17 protein-coding genes are annotated in these 22086 nt (G+C 61.0%); 3 read left to right on the top strand and 14 right to left on the bottom strand.

Annotated elements, in window-relative coordinates:
- Positions 1 to 73: 73 nt before the first annotated feature.
- From OIS50_RS15125 to OIS50_RS15075, 11 genes are all read right to left on the bottom strand, one after another.
- Positions 74 to 565, bottom strand: a complete 492-nt coding sequence (locus OIS50_RS15125) for a DUF4385 domain-containing protein (RefSeq protein WP_264691472.1) — start codon at positions 563 to 565, stop codon at positions 74 to 76.
- A gap of 899 nt (positions 566 to 1464) precedes the next feature.
- Entirely contained in the window at positions 1465 to 3084 is a 1620-nt protein-coding gene (locus tag OIS50_RS15120) for an Ig-like domain-containing protein (protein WP_264691471.1), read from the bottom strand.
- Between the two features lie 285 nt (positions 3085 to 3369).
- On the bottom strand, positions 3370 to 4281 hold the full coding sequence (locus OIS50_RS15115) for a class I SAM-dependent methyltransferase (protein WP_264691470.1): 912 nt from the start codon (positions 4279 to 4281) through the stop codon (positions 3370 to 3372).
- A gap of 118 nt (positions 4282 to 4399) precedes the next feature.
- The gene (gene mnmG / locus OIS50_RS15110) at positions 4400 to 6262 is read right to left on the bottom strand and encodes a tRNA uridine-5-carboxymethylaminomethyl(34) synthesis enzyme MnmG (RefSeq protein WP_319805330.1); all 1863 of its coding nucleotides are present in this window, start codon (positions 6260 to 6262) and stop codon (positions 4400 to 4402) included.
- 245 nt (positions 6263 to 6507) lie between these two features.
- Entirely contained in the window at positions 6508 to 7236 is a 729-nt protein-coding gene (locus OIS50_RS15105) for a GNAT family N-acetyltransferase (RefSeq protein ID WP_264691468.1), read from the bottom strand.
- A 181-nt stretch (positions 7237 to 7417) separates the two neighbouring features.
- A complete protein-coding gene (gene ybeY, locus OIS50_RS15100; protein ID WP_319805299.1) occupies positions 7418 to 7945 on the bottom strand; it encodes an rRNA maturation RNase YbeY in 528 nt (175 codons plus the stop codon).
- Positions 7946 to 7948: 3 nt separating this feature from the next.
- Positions 7949 to 8377 carry an ATP-binding protein gene (locus tag OIS50_RS15095; protein ID WP_264691467.1) on the bottom strand — a complete coding sequence of 143 codons (429 nt, stop codon included), beginning with the start codon at positions 8375 to 8377 and terminating at the stop codon, positions 7949 to 7951.
- A 40-nt stretch (positions 8378 to 8417) separates the two neighbouring features.
- Positions 8418 to 11840 carry a DUF4175 family protein gene (locus tag OIS50_RS15090; RefSeq protein ID WP_264691466.1) on the bottom strand — a complete coding sequence of 1141 codons (3423 nt, stop codon included), beginning with the start codon at positions 11838 to 11840 and terminating at the stop codon, positions 8418 to 8420.
- A gap of 210 nt (positions 11841 to 12050) precedes the next feature.
- Positions 12051 to 12815 carry an exodeoxyribonuclease III gene (locus OIS50_RS15085; RefSeq protein WP_264691465.1) on the bottom strand — a complete coding sequence of 255 codons (765 nt, stop codon included), beginning with the start codon at positions 12813 to 12815 and terminating at the stop codon, positions 12051 to 12053.
- A gap of 88 nt (positions 12816 to 12903) precedes the next feature.
- A complete protein-coding gene (locus OIS50_RS15080; protein WP_264691464.1) occupies positions 12904 to 13263 on the bottom strand; it encodes a hypothetical protein in 360 nt (119 codons plus the stop codon).
- A 2-nt stretch (positions 13264 to 13265) separates the two neighbouring features.
- The gene (locus OIS50_RS15075; protein ID WP_059071658.1) at positions 13266 to 13646 is read right to left on the bottom strand and encodes a carboxymuconolactone decarboxylase family protein; all 381 of its coding nucleotides are present in this window, start codon (positions 13644 to 13646) and stop codon (positions 13266 to 13268) included.
- 126 nt (positions 13647 to 13772) lie between these two features.
- On the opposite strand from OIS50_RS15075, the gene OIS50_RS15070 reads away from it, so the two are divergent.
- Complete coding sequence (locus OIS50_RS15070; protein ID WP_264691463.1) at positions 13773 to 14468, top strand: ComF family protein; 696 nt, start codon at positions 13773 to 13775, stop codon at positions 14466 to 14468.
- 71 nt (positions 14469 to 14539) lie between these two features.
- On the opposite strand, the gene OIS50_RS15065 is transcribed toward OIS50_RS15070, so the two are convergent.
- Both OIS50_RS15065 and OIS50_RS15060 read right to left on the bottom strand, forming a co-directional pair.
- Positions 14540 to 15814, bottom strand: a complete 1275-nt coding sequence (locus OIS50_RS15065) for an SUMF1/EgtB/PvdO family nonheme iron enzyme (RefSeq protein WP_264691462.1) — start codon at positions 15812 to 15814, stop codon at positions 14540 to 14542.
- Between the two features lie 71 nt (positions 15815 to 15885).
- The gene (locus OIS50_RS15060; RefSeq protein ID WP_264691461.1) at positions 15886 to 16887 is read right to left on the bottom strand and encodes a PorP/SprF family type IX secretion system membrane protein; all 1002 of its coding nucleotides are present in this window, start codon (positions 16885 to 16887) and stop codon (positions 15886 to 15888) included.
- 221 nt (positions 16888 to 17108) lie between these two features.
- Between OIS50_RS15060 and OIS50_RS15055 the strand changes: the two genes are divergently transcribed.
- Together OIS50_RS15055 and OIS50_RS15050 are read left to right on the top strand one after the other, a co-directional pair.
- Complete coding sequence (locus OIS50_RS15055; RefSeq protein ID WP_264691460.1) at positions 17109 to 20243, top strand: AsmA family protein; 3135 nt, start codon at positions 17109 to 17111, stop codon at positions 20241 to 20243.
- A 221-nt stretch (positions 20244 to 20464) separates the two neighbouring features.
- Positions 20465 to 21280 carry a DUF4382 domain-containing protein gene (locus OIS50_RS15050; RefSeq protein ID WP_264691459.1) on the top strand — a complete coding sequence of 272 codons (816 nt, stop codon included), beginning with the start codon at positions 20465 to 20467 and terminating at the stop codon, positions 21278 to 21280.
- Between the two features lie 76 nt (positions 21281 to 21356).
- Here OIS50_RS15050 and OIS50_RS15045 read toward each other — a convergent pair whose 3' ends face one another.
- Entirely contained in the window at positions 21357 to 22067 is a 711-nt protein-coding gene (locus OIS50_RS15045) for a pirin family protein (protein ID WP_264691458.1), read from the bottom strand.
- Positions 22068 to 22086 lie beyond the last annotated feature (19 nt).

The raw sequence follows: 22086 nt of genomic DNA, 5'->3' as shown, positions 1-22086 counted from the left end.
GTGAATTATTGGCGGCATCCGTGGAGAGGCGGAACATACACAACCTAACAACCCGAACCTGACAACTAACAACTCATTTTCCGTAGCGCTGCTCGAACTCGGCTTTCTGGCGCAGGTATTCGGGGTGGTGCTTGGCCTCGTCCCATTTGGCTTTGAAGATGGCCGCGGCCTCGGCTTTCACAGGGTCTTCGGGGGTGCGGGGCAGCTCGGCCCGGCCGTGGGCCCCGCTTTGGCCTTTTTTATCGTCGGGCACGGGGCCGTCGTACTTTTTGCCGCCGCGGTGGTTGGCGTAGCGGCGGGCTCGGGTAAAGCCCATCTGCAGAAACTTCCGGGCCATGTCGGCCCCCACGAAATCGGCTTTGCCCAAATACGCCAGAAACAGCTCGTAAATCGCTTCCGACGACTCGCGGGCTACCGCCGGTGTACGAAAGCGCCAGAAGGGCAGGATCTCGCTCTTATAGGGCTCCACGAGCAAAACGCCCTGCTCACCCTTGCCCACGCGGTACAGCTCGGGGTGGGCGCGGAAATCGACGTGGCGAAAGTCGAGGGTGTAATCGAACGGCATAGGGCGGTGCGGCAGCAATGAGTGGCTGTATACGCAAAACCGCCGCCCAAATGATTTGCCCACGGCCCTAGGTGGCCGGGCAGCTGGTGTGGGCCGGGGGCGCGGCCGCCTAGGTGAGCCGGGGTTTTCGCACGAGCTGCGGCAGGGTTCCTTTTGCGAAGCCGAACCTGCGGCGGGCTTTCCTTCGCTGGCGCCCCGGTTTCGGGTCGGGCTTTTTCCGGCGCGAGCCGCGGCGCTCTTTTTTTTCGGGCCGACTTCTTCCGGCGGCATTTTCCGGCCGGCCCAACTTATCCACCTGCCTAATAACTTTTCACTAAATAAAATTTTAAAAATCTTTTTTGTCTTCAGTTGTTAGGGCGGTGCATAAGTGGATAAAAATGGGGCTTATGCACACGGCTTGATAACATGTGCACAAGAACGCACTTATACACTGCCTTTCCACAGGGTATGTTAAAAGTACTCGCCTTGTTGCCAGATACTTAACGGTGTTTTCGACAATCCACAGGATTGTGCACAGCCCTGTGAATTAACACCGGTGTGCATAGTGGATAGCGCCCAAACCGTGGGGAAGTTGTCCACCGCTATTCACACCGGTTTGGCAGTGGTACGGGGTGCGAAATGCCAAAAAAACTTTTCCGAAAGTTCTCCACCGGTGTCCACCGGTTATACAGTCGTTTTCCACGGCTTATCCCCCGGTGGGGCTTGGGCCGCCGCGAACAGGCCCGAGTAGTCCACAATGGCCTGTGGATTCGTGGATAACTGAATATCAGCCCCGAACAATGCTGCTGAAAATCAGTGTATAGTTACTTCTGCGAATATAGATGATCTCCGGAGCCCCTGCCCCAGCACAAAAAAGCCCCGGCACCTAGGGCACCGGGGCGGCATGCATAGCATGCGGGCTAAAAGCTGAGGCGAATGTCTTCGACCTCCCAGTTGGCGCGCACCTTCAGGGGCTGCTGGTAAAGCCACACCGGCTCGGCCGGGCGGCGCAGGGCCGGGTCGCCGCCAAGCCAGCGGCCGTCGTTGTTGGCATCCACGAGCACGCGCAGGCGGTAGTCGCCGGGGGCCAGGTTATCGAAGCGGAAGGTGCGCGGGTTTTGCAGCGCGGCCACCAGCTGAAATTTGTCGTCGAGCAGCTGCAGCTCGTAGCGCTTGGCGGTGGTTTGCACCGTGCCCGAGAGGCTCCCGGTGCTGGCTTGCTCGGTGATGCGCAAACGCACCGGCCGCAGCCCCAACGACAGGCCCGAAACCCCGGTAATGGCCGTGCTATCGGGCACCAGCGTAATGGCGCGGCGCGCCCGTGTGTTCAGGTTGATGATGAGCTGGGTGCGGTCAGGGCTGAGCTGGCCGTCGGCGGGGGCGCGCAACGGGCGGCGCGTGGTCGAGTCTTCTACCAGCGTAGCAAAGGGCTTGTTGGTGGCCAGGCGCAAGGGCTCCGCGAACTGCAGGCGCAGCTGCCCCGTGGCCGGCGTTTCGCGTTGGTTGTTGGGCAGTTGGTACTGCGGGCCCTTGCGCACCGGCGCAGCCTGCCCCTCAAAACGCACGTTTACCGTATCGGCGCCCACGTTGCCGGCGCTGTCGGTGGCCGACACGAGGTAACGCCCGGGCGGCACGGCGGCGGCGCGGTACACCACGCCCGAACGGCCTTTTTCGGCCAGGGCAACCAGTTGGTTAAGCTCGGGCGTGGGCTGCCCACCCAGGGCCGCCAACGTAAGCTGGCGCAGGCCCTCGTTGTAGCCGATGCGGAATTGCGCCGCGCCCGGTTGTTGCGACTGAATAAGCGGCCGGCGCGAATCGGGCCGTACCGTAAACAACCGCAAGGAGTCGGCCCGGGGCTGCACCTGCACGGGTTGGGGCAGGTAGGCAATGCGCTCGGGCTCTTCGTAGCGGGTGTTCTGGTTTCGGTCGATCAGGGCATAGAGCCGGTAACTGTCGGTGCGCAGGTTGCTGAGCCGAAAGGCCCCGCTTTTATCGGAGCGCCCTAGGTAGTAGGGCCGCGTGCGGCGAATGTCGGCCGTGTCGCGGGCGGGGTACAGGGCAATAACGGCGTCGGGTTCGGGTTGGCCCGTGAGCAGCTGCACCACTGTACCGCTTACCGAGCCCGAGTCGAGGGCCGCCCCGGTGCTAAAGGCCAGCACCACATTGGCCGCCTTGTTGTTCTCGGTAATGTCGGTTACGGCCTCCCCGAAGTTGAACACGTACGTGGTATTCTCGTCGAGGGGCTTCTCGAAGCGCAGCTCCACGGCATTGCGCTCCTCCCGAACTTTGTACTCGTTGCCCTCGGCCAGGCTAGGCGTAATAATCAGGTTTTTGCTGAGGTCTTTCAGCTGCACCGGCTCCGAAAACTCCAGCCGAATGCTTTGCTGCGACACGTTGGTGGCGCCGTTTTTGGGCGAACTGCTCACGAATTTGGGCGCCACGGTGTCGCGGGCGCCCCCTTCGGGCTGGCTGATGGCCGCGCAACCCGCTACCGAAAGCCCAACCGGCAGCAACAACAGCAAATGAGGGCGTACGAACATGCAGAATCGGGGAAGTATAAAGGCGCACGGGCAGGCCGCCCTGCCGCAGCGTGCTGCCCGCGCCGAAGCTAACGCACAACCCTTGGGCTAAGTACGGCCGCCCGGCAGCGCTTGTACGCACAGGCGCCGCCGGATGGGCGAAAATACAAACGGATTGCGGGGCGCTTGAGCAGCACCCAAGCCGGCCCGCTACTATGCCCTAGGTGGTGGCAGGCCGGCAACGCCCCCAGAGTACCCAGGGGCCCGGGTGGGCGCCCCCCCTAGCCCCTCCCCTGCCGTGGCTACCTAGGCTTGCCCGGCCTGGTGGTTTTTGCCCGCCACGAAAATCAGGCTGGAGTATTGCCCGCCTTTTTGCTTGGCCTGCCGGTTCGATTGGTAGCCCGATTTTACGGCCGCCAGCAGGCCGCCGTCGCGCTCGGCGCGGTATTTTTCGCTCAGCATGCTCACGTAATACGCATCGAGCGGCAGCGGCAGGGTTTGGCGCAGCTGCAGCTGGTGCTTGCCGAAGAGCAGACCGATGGTTTTGTCGGTGAAGTGGTACAAGTGGCGGGGCACATCGTAGGCGGCCCACTGCTCGCGGTAGTACTGGGCATCGGGGCTGGCGGCGTTGGGCACGGCCACAACCAGCACGCCGTCGGGTTTGAGCAGGCGCGTCAGCTCGGCCAGCGTGGCGTTGAGCTCGTGCACATGCTCGAGCACGTGCCACAGCGTAATCACATCAAACGAGGCCGATGCCAGCTGCCCTAGGTCGCCGGTGCCGATGGGTTGGCCGGTGTGCTGCTCGGCCAGCTGCCGGGCCGTAGCGTTCGGCTCGACGCCGGCAACCTGCCAGCCGGCTTTCTGGCAAGCCGCCAAAAAATAGCCGGTGCCGCAGCCGTAATCGAGTACGCGGCCGGGCCGGCTGGCAAACCGGTTGATGAGGGCCACCTTGCGGCGCAGCGTAAACGAGCGCGCCACCTGGTAAACTTGGTTGATGAGCCCTTGGCGCGTGTCGGAGTGCGAAACGTAGTCGTTGCTTTCGTAGTAGCGGCCGATGCTGGCCGCGTCGGGGCGCGGGTTGGTGAGCAGCAACGTGCAACTGGTGCATTGCACAATGGTAAACTGCTCGTGGCTGACGGAGTAATCCTCCACCGTCATTTTCGGCCGAAAGTCGTTCTGCCCGCACACCGGGCACTGTTCTACGCGTTCTAAAGACACCCTTTGGTTAATTCTGAATTATGAATGCTGAATTATGAATTTAGTCAGCTGTCCAGGCGCCCGTCAGCAAATCAGGTCGCAAAGCTGCAATTCAGAATTCATAATTCAGCATTGCTAATTACTTCCCGAGGTACACCATCAGCACCGAAATATCGGCCGGCGAGATGCCGCTGATGCGCGAGGCCTGCCCAATGGTTTCGGGCTGAATGCGCAGCAGCTTTTCACGGGCTTCGTGCGACAGCGCGGGCATTTGCTTGTAGTCGAGGCGGCCCACAATGCGCACGTCTTCCAGCTCGCCCATGCGCTTGGCCTGCTGGTTTTCCTTCTCGATGTAGGTCTCGTATTTCACGTGAATGCTCGCCTGCTCCAGCGCCTCGGCTCCGTAGGTGCCTAGGTACTGGTTTAGCTCGGGCAGGGCGCGCTGCAAATCGGCCAGCTCGATTTGCGGGCGGCGCAGCAGGTTTACGGCGCGGGTTTTCTCGCTGATCGGGGCCGAGCCCAGCTCCACCAGCAGCCCGTTGATTTCGCCCGGCTCCACGGCTTTCTTGTTGAGGTACTCCAGCACGTCGGCGGTTTGCCGGCGCTTTTGCTCCACGCGCTGCATACGCTCATCCGAAGCCAGGCCCAGCTTGTGGGCCAGCGGCGTGAGGCGCAGGTCGGCGTTGTCCTGGCGCAGCAAAATGCGGTGCTCGGCGCGCGAGGTAAACATGCGGTAAGGCTCGTCGGTACCCTTGTTCACCAGGTCGTCGATGAGCACGCCGATGTAGGCCTCGGAGCGGCGCAGCACAAACGGCTCCTGCTCGCGCACCCGCAAGTGGGCGTTGATGCCGGCCATCAGGCCCTGGCAAGCAGCTTCCTCGTAGCCGGTGGTACCGTTAATCTGGCCCGCGAAGTAAAGGTTGCGCACCGGCTTGGTTTCGAGCGTGAGGTGCAGCTGCGTGGGCGGGAAGAAGTCATACTCGATGGCGTAGCCGGGCCGGAACATCTTCGCATTTTCGAAGCCGGCAATCTGGCGCAGGGCGTTGTACTGCACATCTTCGGGCAACGACGAGCTAAAGCCGTTCACGTACACCTCCACCGTGCTCCAGCCTTCGGGCTCCACAAAAATCTGGTGGCGGTCCTTGTCGGCAAAGCGGTTGATCTTGTCCTCCACCGAGGGGCAGTAGCGCGGCCCCAGGCCCTTGATGCGGCCCTGGAACATGGGCGACTTCTCGAAGCCGGTGCGCAGAATCTCGTGCACCTTCTCGTTGGTGTAGGTGATGTAGCAGGGGCGCTGCTTGGCAAGGCGCGGCGTATCGAGGTACGAGAACTTGCTCGGCTCCTCGTCGCCGGGCTGCTCTTCCATGCGCGCGTAGTCGAGCGAGCGGCCATCCACGCGGGGCGGCGTGCCCGTTTTCATGCGGCCGGTTTCAAACCCTAGGTCGCGCAGCTGCTCCGTAATGCCGGTGCTCTTGCTTTCGGCGGCGCGGCCGCCCCCAAACTGTTTCTCGCCGATGTGGATGAGGCCGTTCAGGAAAGTGCCGTTCGTGAGCACCACCGTTTTCGAGCGGAACTCGATGCCGAGCTGCGTGCGCACGCCTACGCACACGTCGCCTTCTACCAGCAGGCCAGTTACGGCTTCCTGCCAGAAATCAACGTTTGAAATGCCTTCCAGCGTCAGGCGCCACTCCTCGGCAAAACGCATCCGGTCGCTTTGCGCGCGCGGGCTCCACATGGCGGGGCCCTTCGAGCGGTTCAGCATCCGGAACTGAATCATGGTTTTGTCGGTGATAATGCCGCTCTGGCCACCTAGGGCGTCCACCTCGCGCACGATCTGGCCTTTGGCCACCCCGCCCATGGCCGGGTTGCACGACATCTGCGCGATGGTGTTCATGTTCATCGTGATGAGCAGCACCTTCGAGCCTAGGTTGGCCGCGGCCGCCGCTGCTTCGCAACCGGCGTGGCCGGCGCCTACCACAATCACATCGTATTCCTGAGTCAGCATAGCTGGAGGGTTGTTTCGGAGGGTATGAACAGCGTTAGCCCGCGTTTTGTGCCAAAACACAAAACCGCTTCCACGCCTGGCAGAAACGGTTTTCGGATGGCAACTGACTTGTGGTCTAACCCGCTCAGAACGTGCGCAAAGATACGCACTCCGCCGCTTTTTCGGGTGATAAGCTGATTACGAGCTGACTAAGGGCTGCCATCGGCCAATCGGGCTCTGCCGACCTAGGGCACATAAGCTCCTTACTCCGCCTCGCCTTCTTCGCCAAACTTGGGCGGCCAATCCTTCAGCAATTCAGCCGATTGGGCCGCTACAATATCCCAGGAGAATGGCAGCCAGTGGCGCGCGGCTGCGTCGTACACCTCGGTAGCGGCCGGGCAGGGGTACAGCTTGTAGTCGAACTTGGGGTAGTTGTGCACCACGTAGCCGGGGTAGTAATAGGCCTTTTCCTCCTGCAAGGCATAGATAATCTTGAGCAGCATCAGGTACTTGCCCAGGCTGTGCTTGCGGTACGTGGGGTCGTAAAAGTTCATGATGCCCGCCAGGCTCTGCTCGCCGCTGTCGAAAATGCCGGCGGCAATCAGCCGCTCCCCGTCGCGTAGCTCGATCACGTGGGTGGTGAATACGTTGTGCCGGGCGCCGGCCAGCAAGAAAGCCTCTACCGTTTCGGGTGCCTCGAAGGTGACGGTGCTGCGGTAGCGGGCGTACAGCTCTTCGTACTCGGTGGTAAGCCGAAACGGGCGCACCACGGCCGTAAACCGCTTGTTCTGGCGCAGCAGGCGGCGCTGCTCCGTGCCGAACGATACGCGCCCTAGGTCGAGGCGCAGCCAGTGCACCGTGTACAGGCCTTCGTCGATGGGCAGGAACCGGCAGGTAAACAGGTCCTGGTGCATCCGGTAGTAGCCCTGGCTTAAGTAAAAATCGAGCACCTCGCCCTGAATAACGGGCAACGAAGATGGAGAGACGGACATAGCGAAAAGCGCCGCACCCAGGCCTGCCCAGGTGCCGAACAACTACAAGAGTAAGCGCAAGCGCGGATAGTTCCTAACCCTAGGTGGCTGAGCTTGCCTAACGGCGAATGACCTAGGGCACACACGAAAAACGCCCGCAGCTGGGCGGGCGTTTTCAAATAAGATCAGCAGCTGATAAGGGCTAGAAGGTGCGCAGCGACAAGCAGTCGTCTTCTTTCTTGCGCATGGCTGTCTGGCTCAGCAGGTCTTTGTCTTTGTAGCCCAGCAGGTGCAGCACGCCGTGTATCATCACGCGGTGCAGCTCGTCGCGGAAGCTCACGTTGTGCGATTGGGCGTTATCGCGTACCCGCTCCACCGAAATAAACACGTCGCCCTCGATGATGTCGGCATCGTCGGCGTTATCGAAGGTGATAACGTCGGTGTACGTGTCGTGGTCGAGGTACTCCACGTTCACGCGGTGCAGGTACTCGTCGGAGCAGAAAATGTAGGTGAGCTGCACGATTTTGTGCTCGTGCACGGCCGCTACGCGCTCAATCCACTCGGTCAGCTCGGTGGCATCGGTCAGCTCAAAGTCCACGTCCTCCACCACAAACTCGATACCCGGCGCGTCGTGCAACGGGTCGTAGGCCTCGTCGTGGGCCTCGTCGTGGGCCGGCGGGAGCTGGGCATCGTCTTGCATGCGGGTGTCGGCGGTGAGGTAAGATGACACGGTTTAGGCGGTGGCGTGGCCGTTGCCCGAAGTCGGCAGGAAGAACGTGAGTTCCACTTTGCGGCCGTCCTTGGTAAACTCCACTTCATCGGCCAAGTGGCGAATCAGGAAGATACCGCGCCCACCGGGATTTTCTAAGTTCTCGGGGGCCGTCGGGTCGAGCAGGTTGTCGTAGTCGAAGCCGGTGCCCTGGTCTTCGATTTCGAACTTCACCTGGCCTTCGTCGACCGAAAGGCACAGCAACACGTTTTTGTCCTTATCGAACTTATTGCCGTGGCGAATGGCGTTGTTCACGGCCTCCGTTACGGCCACCATGATGTTGCCGTAAATGTCGTCCTCAATGTGAAACGTTTCCTTCGAGTTGTCGATGAAACTTTCCACCACGCGGATGTTCTCGACGAGGGAAGGAATCTGGATTTTAACCTGCTTCATGGTGTGGAGAAAGGGGCAACGGGCGTAAAAATAGGCAGCGCTATTTCATTTTCTGAAAATACTCGCTCACCTCCCGCTGATAATATGGAGTGAGGGCCGGCGGTACCGTACGTAGCAACTCCGTCTGACGGTTACGTTCCCGACGATATTTCTCGAAAGCGGGCGGAAAACCGGGCGGCACCGTCCGTGCCGTCTCGGCTTCGCGCTTGTTGTCGAGGTCCCGCTCGCGGGCCGATTTCTCGGCCTCCAGCAAACGGCTCAGGATCTGACGCTGGCGCATAACGGTTTGCTCCGTCAACCGTTTGTTTACGAGGTCTTCCTCGGTTTGTTCCATCATCTTTTTCAAATCCCCTAGGCCGCCCTGCCCGTCGTTGCCTTTCTGCTGGCCGTTTTTGCCGTCTTTGACTTGCTGCTGCATTTTTTCGAGCTGCTGCAGTGCCTCGCGTAGCATCTGCTGCTGGGCCGCCATTTTGGCCAGCTCTTCCGACAATTGCCGGCCGCTTTTGCCGCTTTGCTGCAGCTGCTGAATCTGCTGGTTGAGCTGCTGCTGCAGCTTGCCCATTTGGCCGGCACCGGGGTTTTGCTGGCCGCTTTTTTTCTTTTTGCCGCGGCTGCCGCTGCCCGATTGGTTTTGCTGGGCCTGGCGCTGCTGCTCCTGCATTTGCTTCAGGGCATCGTTCAGCATCAGGGCCAGGTTGTTCATCGAGGTCATGGCCAGCTGTTGCGCGCTGGTGGCGCGGCCTAGGTTGCGCTGGCGCAGCTGCTCCATGGCCTGGTCCATCTGGCCGTTCATCTCCGCCACCTCGCGCGTTACGAAGCTCTGAATCTGGAACACGCGCTTGGCCAGGGCATCGAGTGAGTCCTGCACCACCACGGCATCGTCGCGGAGCTTGCGCTGCTGCTGGCTGAGCTGCACAAACCTAGGGTCCGACTGATCGACCTGCCGGAACTGCTTCATCAGGTTTTCCTGGTCGAAGGAAAGCTTGAGTAGGTTTTCGAGGATGTCGCGCAGGTGGTCGATGTTTTCCTGCTGCTGATCCGACTCTTCCTCTTCCATCTGCTGGCGCATCTTCTGCGCCATTTCCTTCATGTTTTGGGCGGCTTGTTGCTGGCTTTGGCTGGCTTTCTGATTCTGGTTGCGCTGCAGCTGCTCCTGGCTATCCTGCATTTGCTGCTCGGTTTCCTGTTGCTGCTGCTGCATCGGGTCGAGGTTGTTCTGGTTGTCGAGCTGCTGATCCATTTTCTGGAGTTCCTGCAGCTCTTTCTTCACCTCCTCGAACGCCTTTTGAGCCTCTTGCTGCTGTTGCTTTAGCTGCTCGTTTTCCTGCTTGCGCTGGTCGTTGGGCTTGTCGGCAGCTTTTTGGGTTTGCTCGGCTAGCTTCTGCTCCTGCTCGGCCAGCTTCTCGAGCTGCTCGGTGGTGCTTTCCATCTTCTGCTCGAGCTGCAATTGCTTGAACAGGTCCATGGCGCGCTCCAGCTCTTTCTGCAGCGTTTCTTCCTTGTTCTCGAGCTTTTCGAGCAGCTTCTGGATTTCGCCTTCGGGTGCTTTCTGCTGTTGCAGCAGCTTCTGCAGCTCCTCGTACAGCTTTTTGGTCTGCTCGTCCATCATCGAGTCCATCAGCTTTTGCAGCTCCTGGGCTTTTTCGGCGAGCTGCTGGCTGCGCGGGTCCATCTGCTCCTGCTTTTGCTGCAGCTGCTCAAACATCTGCTTCATCTCCGAGAGCTGCTGATCCATCTGCTGCTTTTGCTGCAGGAGCTGTTGCATCTCCTTGCGGTCGGAGTAACTCAGCTCGCGCTTGGTTTTCAGCTTTTGCTCGGCTTTGGCCAGCTCGCGTTGCAGCTTTTTGCTCTGCTCCTGCGCGCTGGTCATCTTGTTTTGCATCGAAGAAGACGCGGCATTCAGCTGCTCGCGCAGCTCGGCCCGCGAAGGCAGGCGGTAGGTAATTGGCCGTGTGCGGGCGCTCTTGGGGCCGCGCAGGCCGTCGTTGTCCCATACCTCCACGGCGTACTCCAGCTGGTCGCCGGCCTTCAGGCGTAGCGGGGCTAGGTCCCATTGGTGGGTGTAGGTTTGGGCCGGGCCGTTGTTGGCCAAGGCAATAGGTGCCGTGCGCCACTGGCCGGGGCGTTGGGCCGTGCCCACGCGGTAATGCAGCGCTAGGCGCGTCAGGCCGTAGTCGTCGCGCAGGGTGCCGGCCAGGGCCAGGTAGCGGCGCGTGGCAGTGTCAGCAAAGGCCTCTACCGTGATGCTAGGTGCTTGGTCGGGCACTACGGTAAGCTGGTACTCAATGGGGTCGCGCTGCGGGCTGATGGCGTTGCGCAGCTGCACGCGGTAGGGCTGGCTGCGCAGGGCCTGGCGCGTAACGGTGAAGCGGTCATCGGCGGCCGCCTGGGCCGTTACAATTTCCGAGGGCTCCAGGAATTCCAGCTTTACCTGCTCGGTAGCAGCGGTATTGAACTGCCAAGTGAGGCGGGTGCCTTCGGGTACGGTTAGGTTGCCGTCGTTGGGCAGGGTTTCGGCGGCGCGGCGCAGGTACCCGGGGTACTCGGCGCGCACGGCAAATTCGCGCAGTGTAGGGCGCTCCAGCACCCGCAGCTGGTAATCGTCGGAAGTGAAGCCTGCGGCAGCCAGCTGAAACTCGGTGCTGCGCTGCGGCTGCTGAAAGGTGAAGGCAAACCGGCCGGGGCCTACTTTGGTGAGGCGTCGTTCGCGGCCGTCGTACAGCACGCTTACTTCGTTGGGCATCACGTCGCCCTCTACGGTTACCTCCAGCTTGAAGTCCTCGTTTTTGAAGGTTTGCAGCGGCTTGTTGCCGAGCACAAACCTGAACGGCATGGGGCGCGAGTACGCCCGGTTGTAGTGGAAAATGCGCTCGGTGCCCTGCACAAACAGGCTGGGCCACACCAGTAGCAAACCGGCGGCTACCAGGGCCGGCACGGCGGCGTACTTCCACAGCGGGCGGGTTTCTTCCTTGATGCGGATGCGGCCGGCAAAGTCGATGCCTTGCAGCTGGCCGGCGCGTTGCTCGAGGCTGGCGGCAATCAGGGCGTTGTCGCGGGCCTGGCCTTGCAGCTGCAGAGCGTTCAGCAGGCGGTCTTGCACCTCCGGAAACAACTGGCCCACGCGCTGGGCGGCTTGCTCGTCGGAGAGCAGGCGGCGCAGGTTGGTAAGGGCGGCCAGCGGCTGCCAAATCCAGTGCACAAACGCCCAAACCGTTAGCCCCAAAAACCCGAACAGCAGCCCGCCCCGCACCCACGTGGGCAGGTACAGGAAGTACTCGAGCAGGTTGAAGACAACAAACAGCGTGAGCAGCAGCCCGCCGGCTACCAGCACCCCGCGCACCAGCAAACTGAGGTAAAACTTGCGTTTGAAACCCTCTAGGTGCTGACGTACGGCTTGCCAACCGGCAGGCGCGGATGAAGAGGAAACGTATTGCGTTGCCGGCATGGCAGAACCTTTCGACACAGGTGAACGGCAGAGTACAGGAAGATACGACGAAACCGCTCAGCAGGCCGAGCAATACCGCGCCGTTGAGCTACTAACCACCGCCCGTCTGAAAAAGTGGCAGGTGCCCGCTTCCTGATAGTTGGCCCCTAGGTCGGCTGCGGCACCGGACACCTAGGGCAGCGGCGCACGGGCAAACCGTTCCCGAATCTGGGCGCGTGCGACGCGCCCCTACGTCAGTTCCACGTAAGCCGGGCAGTGGTCGGAGTGCACGGCATCGGGTAACAGACCCGCCGCGGCCAGCCGGGGTTGCAGAGCGTTGTCGGCCAGCAGGTAATCGAGGCGCCAGCCCACGTTGCGCGAGCGGCTGCCCGCCCGGTAGCTCCACCACGAGTACTGGTGCGGGGTTTCGGGGTGGTGATGCCGGAACGAATCGGTGTAGCCATCGGCCAGAAACGCAGCAAACCACGCGCGCTCTTCGGGCGTGTAGCCGGGGCTGTTTTGGTTGGCCTTGGGGTTGTGCAGGTCGATGGGCGTGGGGCAGCAGTTGAAGTCGCCGGCAATAACCAGTGGCGGCACCGTGTGGCGCAGCGCCTTCACGTAGGTGGCAAACCACGCCAGCCAATCGAGCTTAAACTGCTGGCGCTCGGGGCCGCTGGTGCCCGAGGGCATGTACACGTTCAGCACCGATACGTCGTCGAAATCGAGGCGCAACACGCGGCCCTCGTGGTCGTACAGCTCGCGGCCGCAGCCCATCGTTACCGACCTAGGCACCTGCTTGCTGAACGTGGCCACGCCGCTGTAGCCCGGTTTTTGGGCGGGGCACAGGTAAGCGTGGTAACCCATAGCCTCGAAACCGGCCACATCCAACGCCTCGCGCCCGGCCTTGATTTCCTGCAGGCAAAGCACATCGGGGTTGGCTTCCTGCACCCAGTCGAGCAGGCCTTTGCTGAGGGCCGAGCGCAGGCCGTTGACGTTGTAGGAGATGATTTTCAAGGGATAAATGGGTAGATGAGTAGGTGAGTGGATGAGCGGATGAGTAGATGGTCAGTACGTACATCCACTCACTTACTCATCCGCTCACCTACTCATTGTCTTGCTGCGCGAAGTACTCCAGAATGTGCCACTTGAGCATGCGCTCCTGCTCTTTCAGGTTGGCGAAGGGGACGGGTTTGGCCAGGCGGTAGTGCGGCCAGCCGTCTTCGTCCACGCGCTCCAGCTCGTAGTAGCCCGATAGGCTGAACAGCTTGCAGGTGGCAATGTGCATCAGGTCCTGCTTCTGCTCTTTCGAGAACGGGCCTGCCCCCTGCCCTAGCTCCTGCACGCCAATAAGCAGCAGCAGGGCATTCAGGTCGGGCTTCTTGCCGAAGCGCTGGCGCAGCTCGGTCATCAGCTCCCACCAGCGCTGCTCAAACTGGGCCTCGGTTTCCTGGGGGTTCAGCATACCTAGGCGCTGTGCTCGGCGTGGGGCGCGGCCGGCGTAGCGGTTTCTTCCTTCAGGGCTTCCCAGTACTCCACGGCGCGGCGGAAGTGCGGAATCACGATGCTGCCCCCGATGAGGTTGGCAATGGCAAACACCTCGTAAATCTCCGAGTCGTTGATGCCTTCCTCGTAGCACTTGCCCAGGTGGTACTTGATGCAGTCGTCGCAGCGCAGCACCATGGAGCAGGCCAGGCCCAGCATTTCCTTCGTGCGCACATCGAGGGCGCCGGCTTGGTAGGTATTGGTATCGAGGTTGAAGAAGCGCTTAATGACTTTGTTATCCGCCGCCATGATCTTTTCGTTCATGCGCTGGCGGTAGTCGTTGAATTCGGTAACGAGGCTCATGGGCTTCGGTAAGTGTAAGGCTAAGTGAAAGCACGAAAGTAACCACAACCGCCTGCTTGCGCCCTAGGTTTCAACGGCCGGCACCCGGGCACGTATGCAAGTAGCCGTTAGCTATTGCCGTTGCCTATGCTGCGCACTGCCCTATCCGACTTCGTTTCGCTGATCTTCCCGCGCACTTGCCTGGCCTGCGAGCAAGCCCTGAGCCGGGGCGAGCAGCACATCTGCACCCCGTGCCGCACCGCGCTGCCCTACACCGATTATCACCTCCTCGCCCCTGCCGATAACCCGCTGGCGCCGCGCTTCTGGGGCCGCGTGCCCGTCGAGCACGTGCTTAGCTACTTGCGTTTTCTGCGCCGGGGCCGCGTGCAGCACTTGCTGCATCAACTAAAGTACCGTGGGCAAGCTGAAGTAGGCGTGGCGCTGGGCAAGATGTACGGGCAAGAGCTAGCCTCTGGCAGCAGCCTAGGCGTAATAGACCTGATCGTGCCCGTGCCGCTGCACCGGCGCAAGCTGGCCAAGCGCGGCTACAACCAGGCCGATGCGTTTGCCGAGGGCTTGGCCGCCACTCTGCAGGTGCCGTGGTCGGCGCAGGTGCTGCGGCGCAATAGTTACACGGCTACCCAAACCAAGAAAACCCGCGCCGAGCGTTGGGAGAACGTGGCCAACGTGTTTGAGGTGGCCGAGCCCGCCGCGGTTGCGGGCAAGCACGTGCTGGTAGTTGATGACGTGCTGACCACCGGTGCCACCCTAGAGGCTTGCGCGCAGAAGCTGCTGCAAGCCGGCGCGGCTCGCGTGAGCATTGTCACCATTGCCTGCGCCTAGGTAGGTAAAACGCAAAACGGCCCGGACTGCAAGAGTCCGGGCCGTTTGTAAGTAGGGCAACCCTAGGTGGCTTACTTGTTCGAGCCAGGGTTGATCATGGCGCAGCGGAAGCCGATGCTGGCCGTAGCCGAGTCTTCGGCCATGAAGCGACGCGTACCGGGCGAGAGCCAGTAAGCTACGTCCTTCCACGAGCCGCCTTTGTACACGCGCACGTGGTCGTCGATCAGCGACTGGTAGCCTTTCTTGTCGTACTTCTCCGATTCGTCGAGCACGCCATTACGACGGAAGGGGTTCAGGTCTTCCATGTCTTCGAACGACAGCGGGCGGTACACGTCCTGTACCCACTCGTTCACGTTGCCAGCCATGTTGTACAGGCCGTAGTCGTTGGGCGGGTAGTTGTAGATGTACTCCGTGATCATAGCGCCGTCGTTGAGCGAACCGGCAATACCAGCATAGTCACCGCGGCCACGCTTGAAGTTAGCCAGGAACTGGCCCATCTTCTTGCCGTAGGGGTTACGCATCTGGCGACCATCCCAGGGGTAAACGCGCTTGTTCTCCTGGTTTTCATTGCCGGTTTCCTGGGTGCCGATCATAGCCTGAGCAGCGTATTCCCATTCGGCTTCGGTGGGCAGGCGGTAGTTCGGGAGCGTGTTACCGTTCTCGATCGAGATTTTCACCTTGCCATCCTCGTCGGTGGTGCCTTCGGCGCCGTCGGCAGCAGCATCGCCGCCTTTGTTCTTCTTACCGAACAGGCCGCCTTTCTTTTTCTTGGGAGCTTCTTCGCTGCCCTCGTCGGAAATGCCGGCCAGGTTTTCGTTCACCTTAGCCGTACGCCAGGTGCAGTAGTCGTTGGCCTGCAGCCAGCTTACGCCCACTACCGGGAAGTAGCGGAAGCCGGGGTAACGCAGGTAGTAGTCAACGTAGGGGTCGTTAAACGACAGGTCGCGGGCCCACACGGTGGTGTCGGGCAGCGCCTTCTGGTAAACCTCCTCCGACGAGTCTTTGCGAACGTAGTGCAGGTATTCGAGCCAGTGGATGTTGGCTACTTCGGCTTCGTCCATGTAGAACGAGGCCACGGTTACGGTGCGCTCGAGGTTGTCGTGGGTCATGGCCACGTCTTCCTCGCCCGAACCCAGAACCGTACGGCCGCCTTCGATGAACACCAGGCCGGGGCCCTCGGGGATGCCTTGATAGTCAGCTACCTTCATGCCCTCCTCGGTGTTGTACTCAATGCCCGTGGTGGACGAGTACTTACCGGGCTTCTGAGCCGAAGGCGGACCGCTTTTGCAAGCCGACAGGGCGCACGCGCCAACGACAGCTAAACGCAGGTACTTGGAAAAATTCATACTTGTTTACGTGGAACTCCTTGAGCGAAAAAGGCTTGAGATAGGCAAACTGAACGCAATACTACGAGTTTTCAGAAGCTCGGACAAGGGGGAGAGGCGTAATTTTTGCGCCTGAGCCGACGCTTCGCGGCTTCAATCAAGTCAATCTTTTCTAAACACAATGTGAGCTCGTGCGCGCCGCCTACTTCGCGGCTGAAACGGCTGAGGCTCACGTCGTAACTGTAACCGAACCGAAAGCCGTTCCATGCCAAGCCAACAAGTGTTACCAAGCTCTGCTGTGCCTTGCCGGGGCCGGGCACCGCACCCCGCCACAGCACCCCCAGGGTAAGCGGCGTGGTGGTACCGTACAGGCCAACTTCGGCGCGCTGCGAACCGCCCTGGTAGGTGTAGGCGGCCGTAGGCGAAAGGCTGACCTCGCGGTACTTCTGCTTAACGTTGCGGCGCACGAAATAGTATTTGTATCCGCCGTGGGCTGCTAAGCGCATGTGTAGCTTAGCATCTGAGGCATAGCCGATAAGCGGCTGGTTGAGGTGGTGGGCCGCCACGCCCAGCCATGCCTGGCTGGTGTAAAGCAGGCCGCCCACACCTAGGGTCAGGTACCGTTTGGGGTCGTACAGCTCCACGGGCTCGGCTGTGGGGCCGGTGGCGTTGCCGTCGGCATCGAGCTGGTCGCCGAAAATCAGGTTGCCGTAGTCGATGCGCTGCGAACCGTAGGCGGCATGGGCCCCGGCGCTGGCGTACACGTCCTGGGCCAGGCGCGTACGGTAGGCGTAGGTAAAGCCCGCCTCCAGCCGCGTTAAGTTCAGCCCCCCTCCCCTGTCGGCGTTCACCAGCAAACCCAAGGCGCTGCGCTGGTCGCGGAAGCGGTAATCGGCGGCGAGCTGGCTGCTTTGCAGCGTGCCGATGAGCGTGGGGTACTGGTTGCGGTAGGCCAGCGTGGCGCTGAAATCATCGAGCAAACCCGTAAACGCCGGGTTCAGGTGCAGCCGCGTGGCGTAGGGTTGCGAGTAGTACACGTCCTGGGCTTGCGCCACGTGCGCGGCACCTAGGGCGCCTGCCACTGCCAATGCCACAACGAGCCCCTCGCCCCTGGCAGACCTAGGGCGGCAAAGCAAGCGTAGCAAGGCGTGGGTGGCGCGCATAAGTGGCGGTACTAACGGCGGAACGGCTGCGTTTGGTGCACGGGTGCGGGGCCCCGGAACTAAAATTGCAAATTCGCCCATCTTTCTATTGCCACCCAAGCTGGCCGGACATTTGCCCTAGGTGTTTCGGCTTCGCCATCAATACTATACCCATGCGTAAATTTTTTCTGGGCTTGCTGATTTTCTTGGTGGTGCTGGTAGCCGCCCTTGCGCTGGCGCCGGTGCTGTTCAAGGATAAGCTAAAAGCCGCCCTCGACAAACAACTCGCCCAAAAGCTTGCGGCGCGGGTAGAGTACCAGCCCGAAAACGTGAGCGTGAGCCTGTTGCGCACTTTCCCCGACATGGCACTGAGCGTGGAGCAGCTGCGCATCATCGGGCAGGACTCGTTTGCGCGCGACACCTTGGCTTACCTGCCGCGCCTCGACATTGGGCTCGATCTGATGAGCGTAATCGGCGGCGACCAGATCAAGATCAACCAGGTGAACGTAGAGCAGCCCGACATCAACGTGCACGTGCTGAAAAGCGGCCGCGCCAACTGGGATATCGTTATTCCGGACTCGGCCTTGGCCGAGCAGGGCAAGGATACGGCCGCCGTTAAGCTCACGATTAAGGGCTGGAAAATTGCCGACGGCCGCCTGCGCTACCTCGACGAGAGCCTGCCGTTTGCCATGCAGCTGCGCGGCATCGACCACTCGGGCTCGGGCGATTTTGCCGAGAACGTGTTCGATATGAAGTCGCAAACCACGGCCGAGGCCCTGACGATGAGCTACGACGGCACCACGTACCTGGAGCAAAAGCAGCTCACGGCCGACGTAACCATGGGCATGGACCTAGGCCGCATGCTGTTCACCTTCAAGGACAACCAGGTGCGGCTCAACGACTTCCCGTTCAGCTTTCAGGGTGCTATTGGCTTGCCCAACGAAACCGACATCACCTACGACCTCACCTTTAAGGCGCTCGAAACCGACTTTAAGAACATCCTGAGCCTGGTGCCGGGCACCTTCACGAAGGATTTTGACAAGATCGAAACCACCGGTAAGGTGGCCTTTGATGGCTACTTCAAAGGCGTGCAGAACGATGTACGCATGCCTGGTTACGGCGTGAACCTGCAGGTAACAAACGGCATGTTCCACTACCCCGAGTTGCCCGAAGCTGCCCGCAACATCAACGTCGATATGCAGCTGGATAACCCCTCGGGCTTCACCAACAACCTGAAGGTGAACGTGAAACGCTTCCACCTCGACCTAGGTAAGAACCCCGTCGACGGCAACGTGACCATTGACGGCCTGGAGCCCATGAAGGTGGATGGCCGCGTGAAAGCCAACATCGATCTGGCCGAAGCCACCAAGGTGTACCCCGTGCCCGATATGGTGCTGCGCGGGTTGCTGTTTGTGGATGCTACGGCCAAGGGTACCTACTCCAAAACCCAGATGCCGGTAACGCAGGCCGCCCTGCGCCTCAGCAATGGCTACGTGAAGGCCAAGCAATTTCCGGCCCCCATCCAGAACCTGACGCTGAACGGCACCGTGGTGAACACTACCGGCCAGGTAAACGACACCCGCATCGACATTCCGCAGTTCCGGATGCTGCTCGATGGCGAACCGCTGGAGGGCCGCCTAGCCGCCCAGAACATCGATAAGCCCGTGTTCGACGCCAACGTACGCGGCGTGGTCGACCTGACGAAGCTCACCAAAATCTTTCCGCTCGAGGGCATGACGGTTACGGGCCGCCTCAACGGCAACGTGGCCGCCAAAGGCAGTATGGCCGATATCGAGGCCGAACGCTACCAGAACATTGTGGCCTCGGGCACGGTGCAGGCCCAAAACGTAACCTACAAGAGCACCGATTTGCCGCAGGGCCTGCGCATTAGTCAAGCCACGGCCACGTTCAACAACGCCAACATTGTGCTGCAGAACATGACGGGCTTCGTCGGCTCGTCGGACATTGTGGCCTCGGGTACCATCAGCAACTACATGGGCTACCTGTTCACGCCCGGTCAGCCGCTGCGCGGCAACCTCACCGTGAACTCGCGCCGCTTCAACGTGAACGAGTGGATGGTGGATGAGGTAAGCGGCAAGCCTACCGCCCCGGCTACGGCGGCCGCCAAAGGCCAGGCGGCGCCGGCTGCGGCCCAGGGCGTGCTCGAAATTCCGAAGTTCTTCGATCTGAAGCTGAATGCCAACGTGGGCCAGGTGGTATACGACAACCTGAAGCTCGACAACGTGAAGGGCACCGTGGCCGTGAACGACGAAACGGTAAACCTGAACGGGCTAACCTTCAACACCCTGGGTGGGGCGTTTGCCACCACCGGCAGCTACAGCAGCAAAAACCTGCAGCACCCGCGCTTTTCGCTGGGCCTGAACATCAAGAACCTCGATTTTCAGAACGCCTTCCGGGCCTTCAACTCCGTGAAGGTGCTGCTGCCGCTGGCCTCGCAGGTAGAGGGCGTCTTCTCCACCAACTTCAACGTGAGCGGCGAAATGGGCCAGGATATGATGCCCGTGTACAGCACGCTCACCGGCAAAGGCTTGTTTGAGGTGGTGCGCGCCGCCGTGGGCAGCTCGCCGGCGCTGGCCAAAGTCAGCAACCTCACGCAGCTGCAGGAGCTGAAGCGCTTTGTGGTGGAAAACAAAGACGTGGCCGCTGAAATGCTCAACGGCAACTTCATCGTGAAGCCGTTTGATTTCACGGTTGGCCAGATCAAGACTACCGTGGGCGGATCCTCGAACGTGGCGGGCAACCTCGAGTACGTAATGGCGCTGGATGTGCCCACCGGCAAAATCGGCAACCAACTGAACGCCAAGCTTACGCAGCTCACGGGCGTGCAGGACATCAAAGGCACCGAGCGCGTAACCATGGGCCTGCGCATTGGCGGCACCATGGCTAACCCCGAGGTGCGCCTGACCACTGCCGGCGCCAAAGCTCAGGCCAAAGACCTGGCCAAGAACCTGGTGCAAAGCGTGGTGCAGAGCAAGGTAGACGATGCCAAGCTGAAGCTGGCCGCCAAGGCCCAGGTAGCCCAGGACAGCGCCCGCCGCGAGCTGGAGCGCAAGCAGCTGGAGCTGCAGGCCAAAGCACAGCAAGAGGTGGAGAAGAAACGCCTCGAAGCCGAAGCCAAGCTGAAAGCCAAAGCCACCCAAGGCCTCGACAACCTGCTGAACCGCCGCAAGAAGCCGGCACAGCCCACCCAGCCGGCGCCTACCGCGCCCACTGAGGCGGCGCCGCCCACCGAAGCGCCGCAACCTGCTCCCACCAAAACCGATACCACCACCGCGGGGCGCAACTAAGTTGCAATGTTCCTAGGTACCGGCCCGCCGATCAGCATCGGCGGGCCGGTTTGTTTTGGTCCGATTATGGCTGTGAACTTTTTGCGGGTAACTTGTAACCAGCATCGGTGACGACAGGGTTGTTTATAGCCGAAATAGTATATTTCAAGCTGTGTACCCTTTCTAAACTTCGCTCGTATTAGGCCCGCTTGCACTTTTCTCTGCCTCCTTTTTCTCCACCAATGAAAAAATCATTCCTCGCTCCGCTGGCCCTGATGGGCGCCCTGGCCCTAGGTGGCTGCGGCAAAGACAACGATTCGAAGTCGGCCAAATTGCAGATTCGCATGACCGACGCCCCCGGCGACTTCCGGGCCGTGAACCTCGATTTGCGCCAGATTGAGGTGCACCTCAAAGACGAAGGCAACCCCGACGGCTGGCAGAACCTGCCCTTCACGGCGCAAAGCATCAACATCCTCGACTACGTGAACGGCAAATCGGCGCTGCTCGTGGATACCGACTTCGAGCCCGGCGACATCAAGGAAATTCGCCTGGTTCTCGGCCCGAACAACACCGTAACCACCCGCACCGGCACCTTCGCCCTGAAAACCCCGAGCGGCCAAACCTCGGGCGTGAAGCTGAAGCTGCAGAACGTGAACCTGAAGGAGCGCGAAACCTACCAGCTGCTCCTCGATTTCGACGTGGCCAAATCCATTGTGGAGCGCGGCACCGGCTCCGACCGCTACCTGCTGAAGCCCGTGATTCGGGTAGTAGCCCAAAACCTGAACGGCATGCTGCGCGGCACGGCTTCGCCTTCGGCGGCCCTGCCGCAGGTACTGGCCATTCGCCAGAGCATCACGGTGCCCGATACGTTCAGCACCCAAGCCGATGCCACGGGTAGCTTCCAGCTAATGAGCTTGCCGGCCGGCACCTACACCGTGAAGCTGTTCCCGACCACCACGGCCCCCAGCGGCCAGGCCGCTTACAAAGAAGTAACGCGCACTGGCGTAACCGTAACCAATAACGCTACCACCGACCTGGGCACCATCGCGGTGCAGTAGTGGCGGCTGCTTGCCAATGCCAAAAGCCCGTCCGGTACCATTGCCGGACGGGCTTTTGTTGTTTCTGAAGCGGAGCTCAGTGGTTTACGGGTACCTCGATGAGCAAGAACTGGCTTTCGGTGGTGCACTCGATGGCGAGGCTGTCCGTCTCCCAAATACCTAGGGCCTCGCGTTTGGGCAGCGGCTCGCCGGCTACGCGCAGTTCTCCCTCAATCACGAACAAGAACAAGCACTTATTCAGCGGGTTGAGCGAGTACGTGAGGGCTTGGCCGGCGTCAAAGTAACCCAGGCTCAGCTTGGCGTTCTGGTTGATCCAGCAATGCGCCTGGCCCTCTTCGTTCGAGACGATGGTGGTCAGCCGGTTGCGGCGCTGCTCGCGCGGAAACTGCCGCCGCTGGTAGCGCGGGCTGATGTTCTGCAGCTTGGGCTCGATCCAGATTTGCAGGAAGTTCACCTCGTCGTCGCCCACGTTGTGCTCCTCGTGGCGCAGGCCCGCGCCGGCGCTCATAATCTGCACCCAATCCTGCTCCACCACTTCTTTGTACCCTAGGTTGTCGAGGTGGTTCATGCGGCCGGCCAGCATCACCGAAATGATTTCCATGTTCTGGTGCGGGTGAATGCCGAAGCCGTTGCCGGGCTTCACGAAGTCGTCGTTGAACACGCGCAACAGCCCGAAGCCGGCCCGCACGGGGTTGGCGTAGGAGCTAAAGCTGAAGGTGAAGTTGCTTTGCAGCCAACCTATGTCTTTCAGGCCGCGCTCGGCGGCGGCAAAGCGTTGGGTTTTCATCGGGGCAGAACAGATGAGG

This window comes from Hymenobacter sp. YIM 151858-1, assembly GCF_025979705.1.
GTDB lineage: Bacteria > Bacteroidota > Bacteroidia > Cytophagales > Hymenobacteraceae > Solirubrum.
The sequence above is the reverse complement of the archived record's forward strand: the minus strand, read 5'-3'. Positions and strand labels throughout refer to the sequence as shown.

What these genes read in the sequence shown, in the direction of transcription:
- OIS50_RS15045 (WP_264691458.1), bottom strand. Translation starts at nt 22,067, where the DNA reads ATGAAAACCCAACGCTTTGCCGCCGCCGAGCGCGGCCTGAAAGACATA.
- OIS50_RS15070 (WP_264691463.1), top strand. Translation starts at nt 13,773, where the DNA reads ATGCTGCGCACTGCCCTATCCGACTTCGTTTCGCTGATCTTCCCGCGC.
- OIS50_RS15055 (WP_264691460.1), top strand. Translation starts at nt 17,109, where the DNA reads ATGCGTAAATTTTTTCTGGGCTTGCTGATTTTCTTGGTGGTGCTGGTA.
- OIS50_RS15120 (WP_264691471.1), bottom strand. Translation starts at nt 3,084, where the DNA reads ATGTTCGTACGCCCTCATTTGCTGTTGTTGCTGCCGGTTGGGCTTTCG.
- OIS50_RS15050 (WP_264691459.1), top strand. Translation starts at nt 20,465, where the DNA reads ATGAAAAAATCATTCCTCGCTCCGCTGGCCCTGATGGGCGCCCTGGCC.
- OIS50_RS15105 (WP_264691468.1), bottom strand. Translation starts at nt 7,236, where the DNA reads ATGTCCGTCTCTCCATCTTCGTTGCCCGTTATTCAGGGCGAGGTGCTC.
- OIS50_RS15080 (WP_264691464.1), bottom strand. Translation starts at nt 13,263, where the DNA reads ATGCTGAACCCCCAGGAAACCGAGGCCCAGTTTGAGCAGCGCTGGTGG.
- OIS50_RS15125 (WP_264691472.1), bottom strand. Translation starts at nt 565, where the DNA reads ATGCCGTTCGATTACACCCTCGACTTTCGCCACGTCGATTTCCGCGCC.
- OIS50_RS15065 (WP_264691462.1), bottom strand. Translation starts at nt 15,814, where the DNA reads ATGAATTTTTCCAAGTACCTGCGTTTAGCTGTCGTTGGCGCGTGCGCC.
- OIS50_RS15075 (WP_059071658.1), bottom strand. Translation starts at nt 13,646, where the DNA reads ATGAGCCTCGTTACCGAATTCAACGACTACCGCCAGCGCATGAACGAA.
- OIS50_RS15095 (WP_264691467.1), bottom strand. Translation starts at nt 8,377, where the DNA reads ATGAAGCAGGTTAAAATCCAGATTCCTTCCCTCGTCGAGAACATCCGC.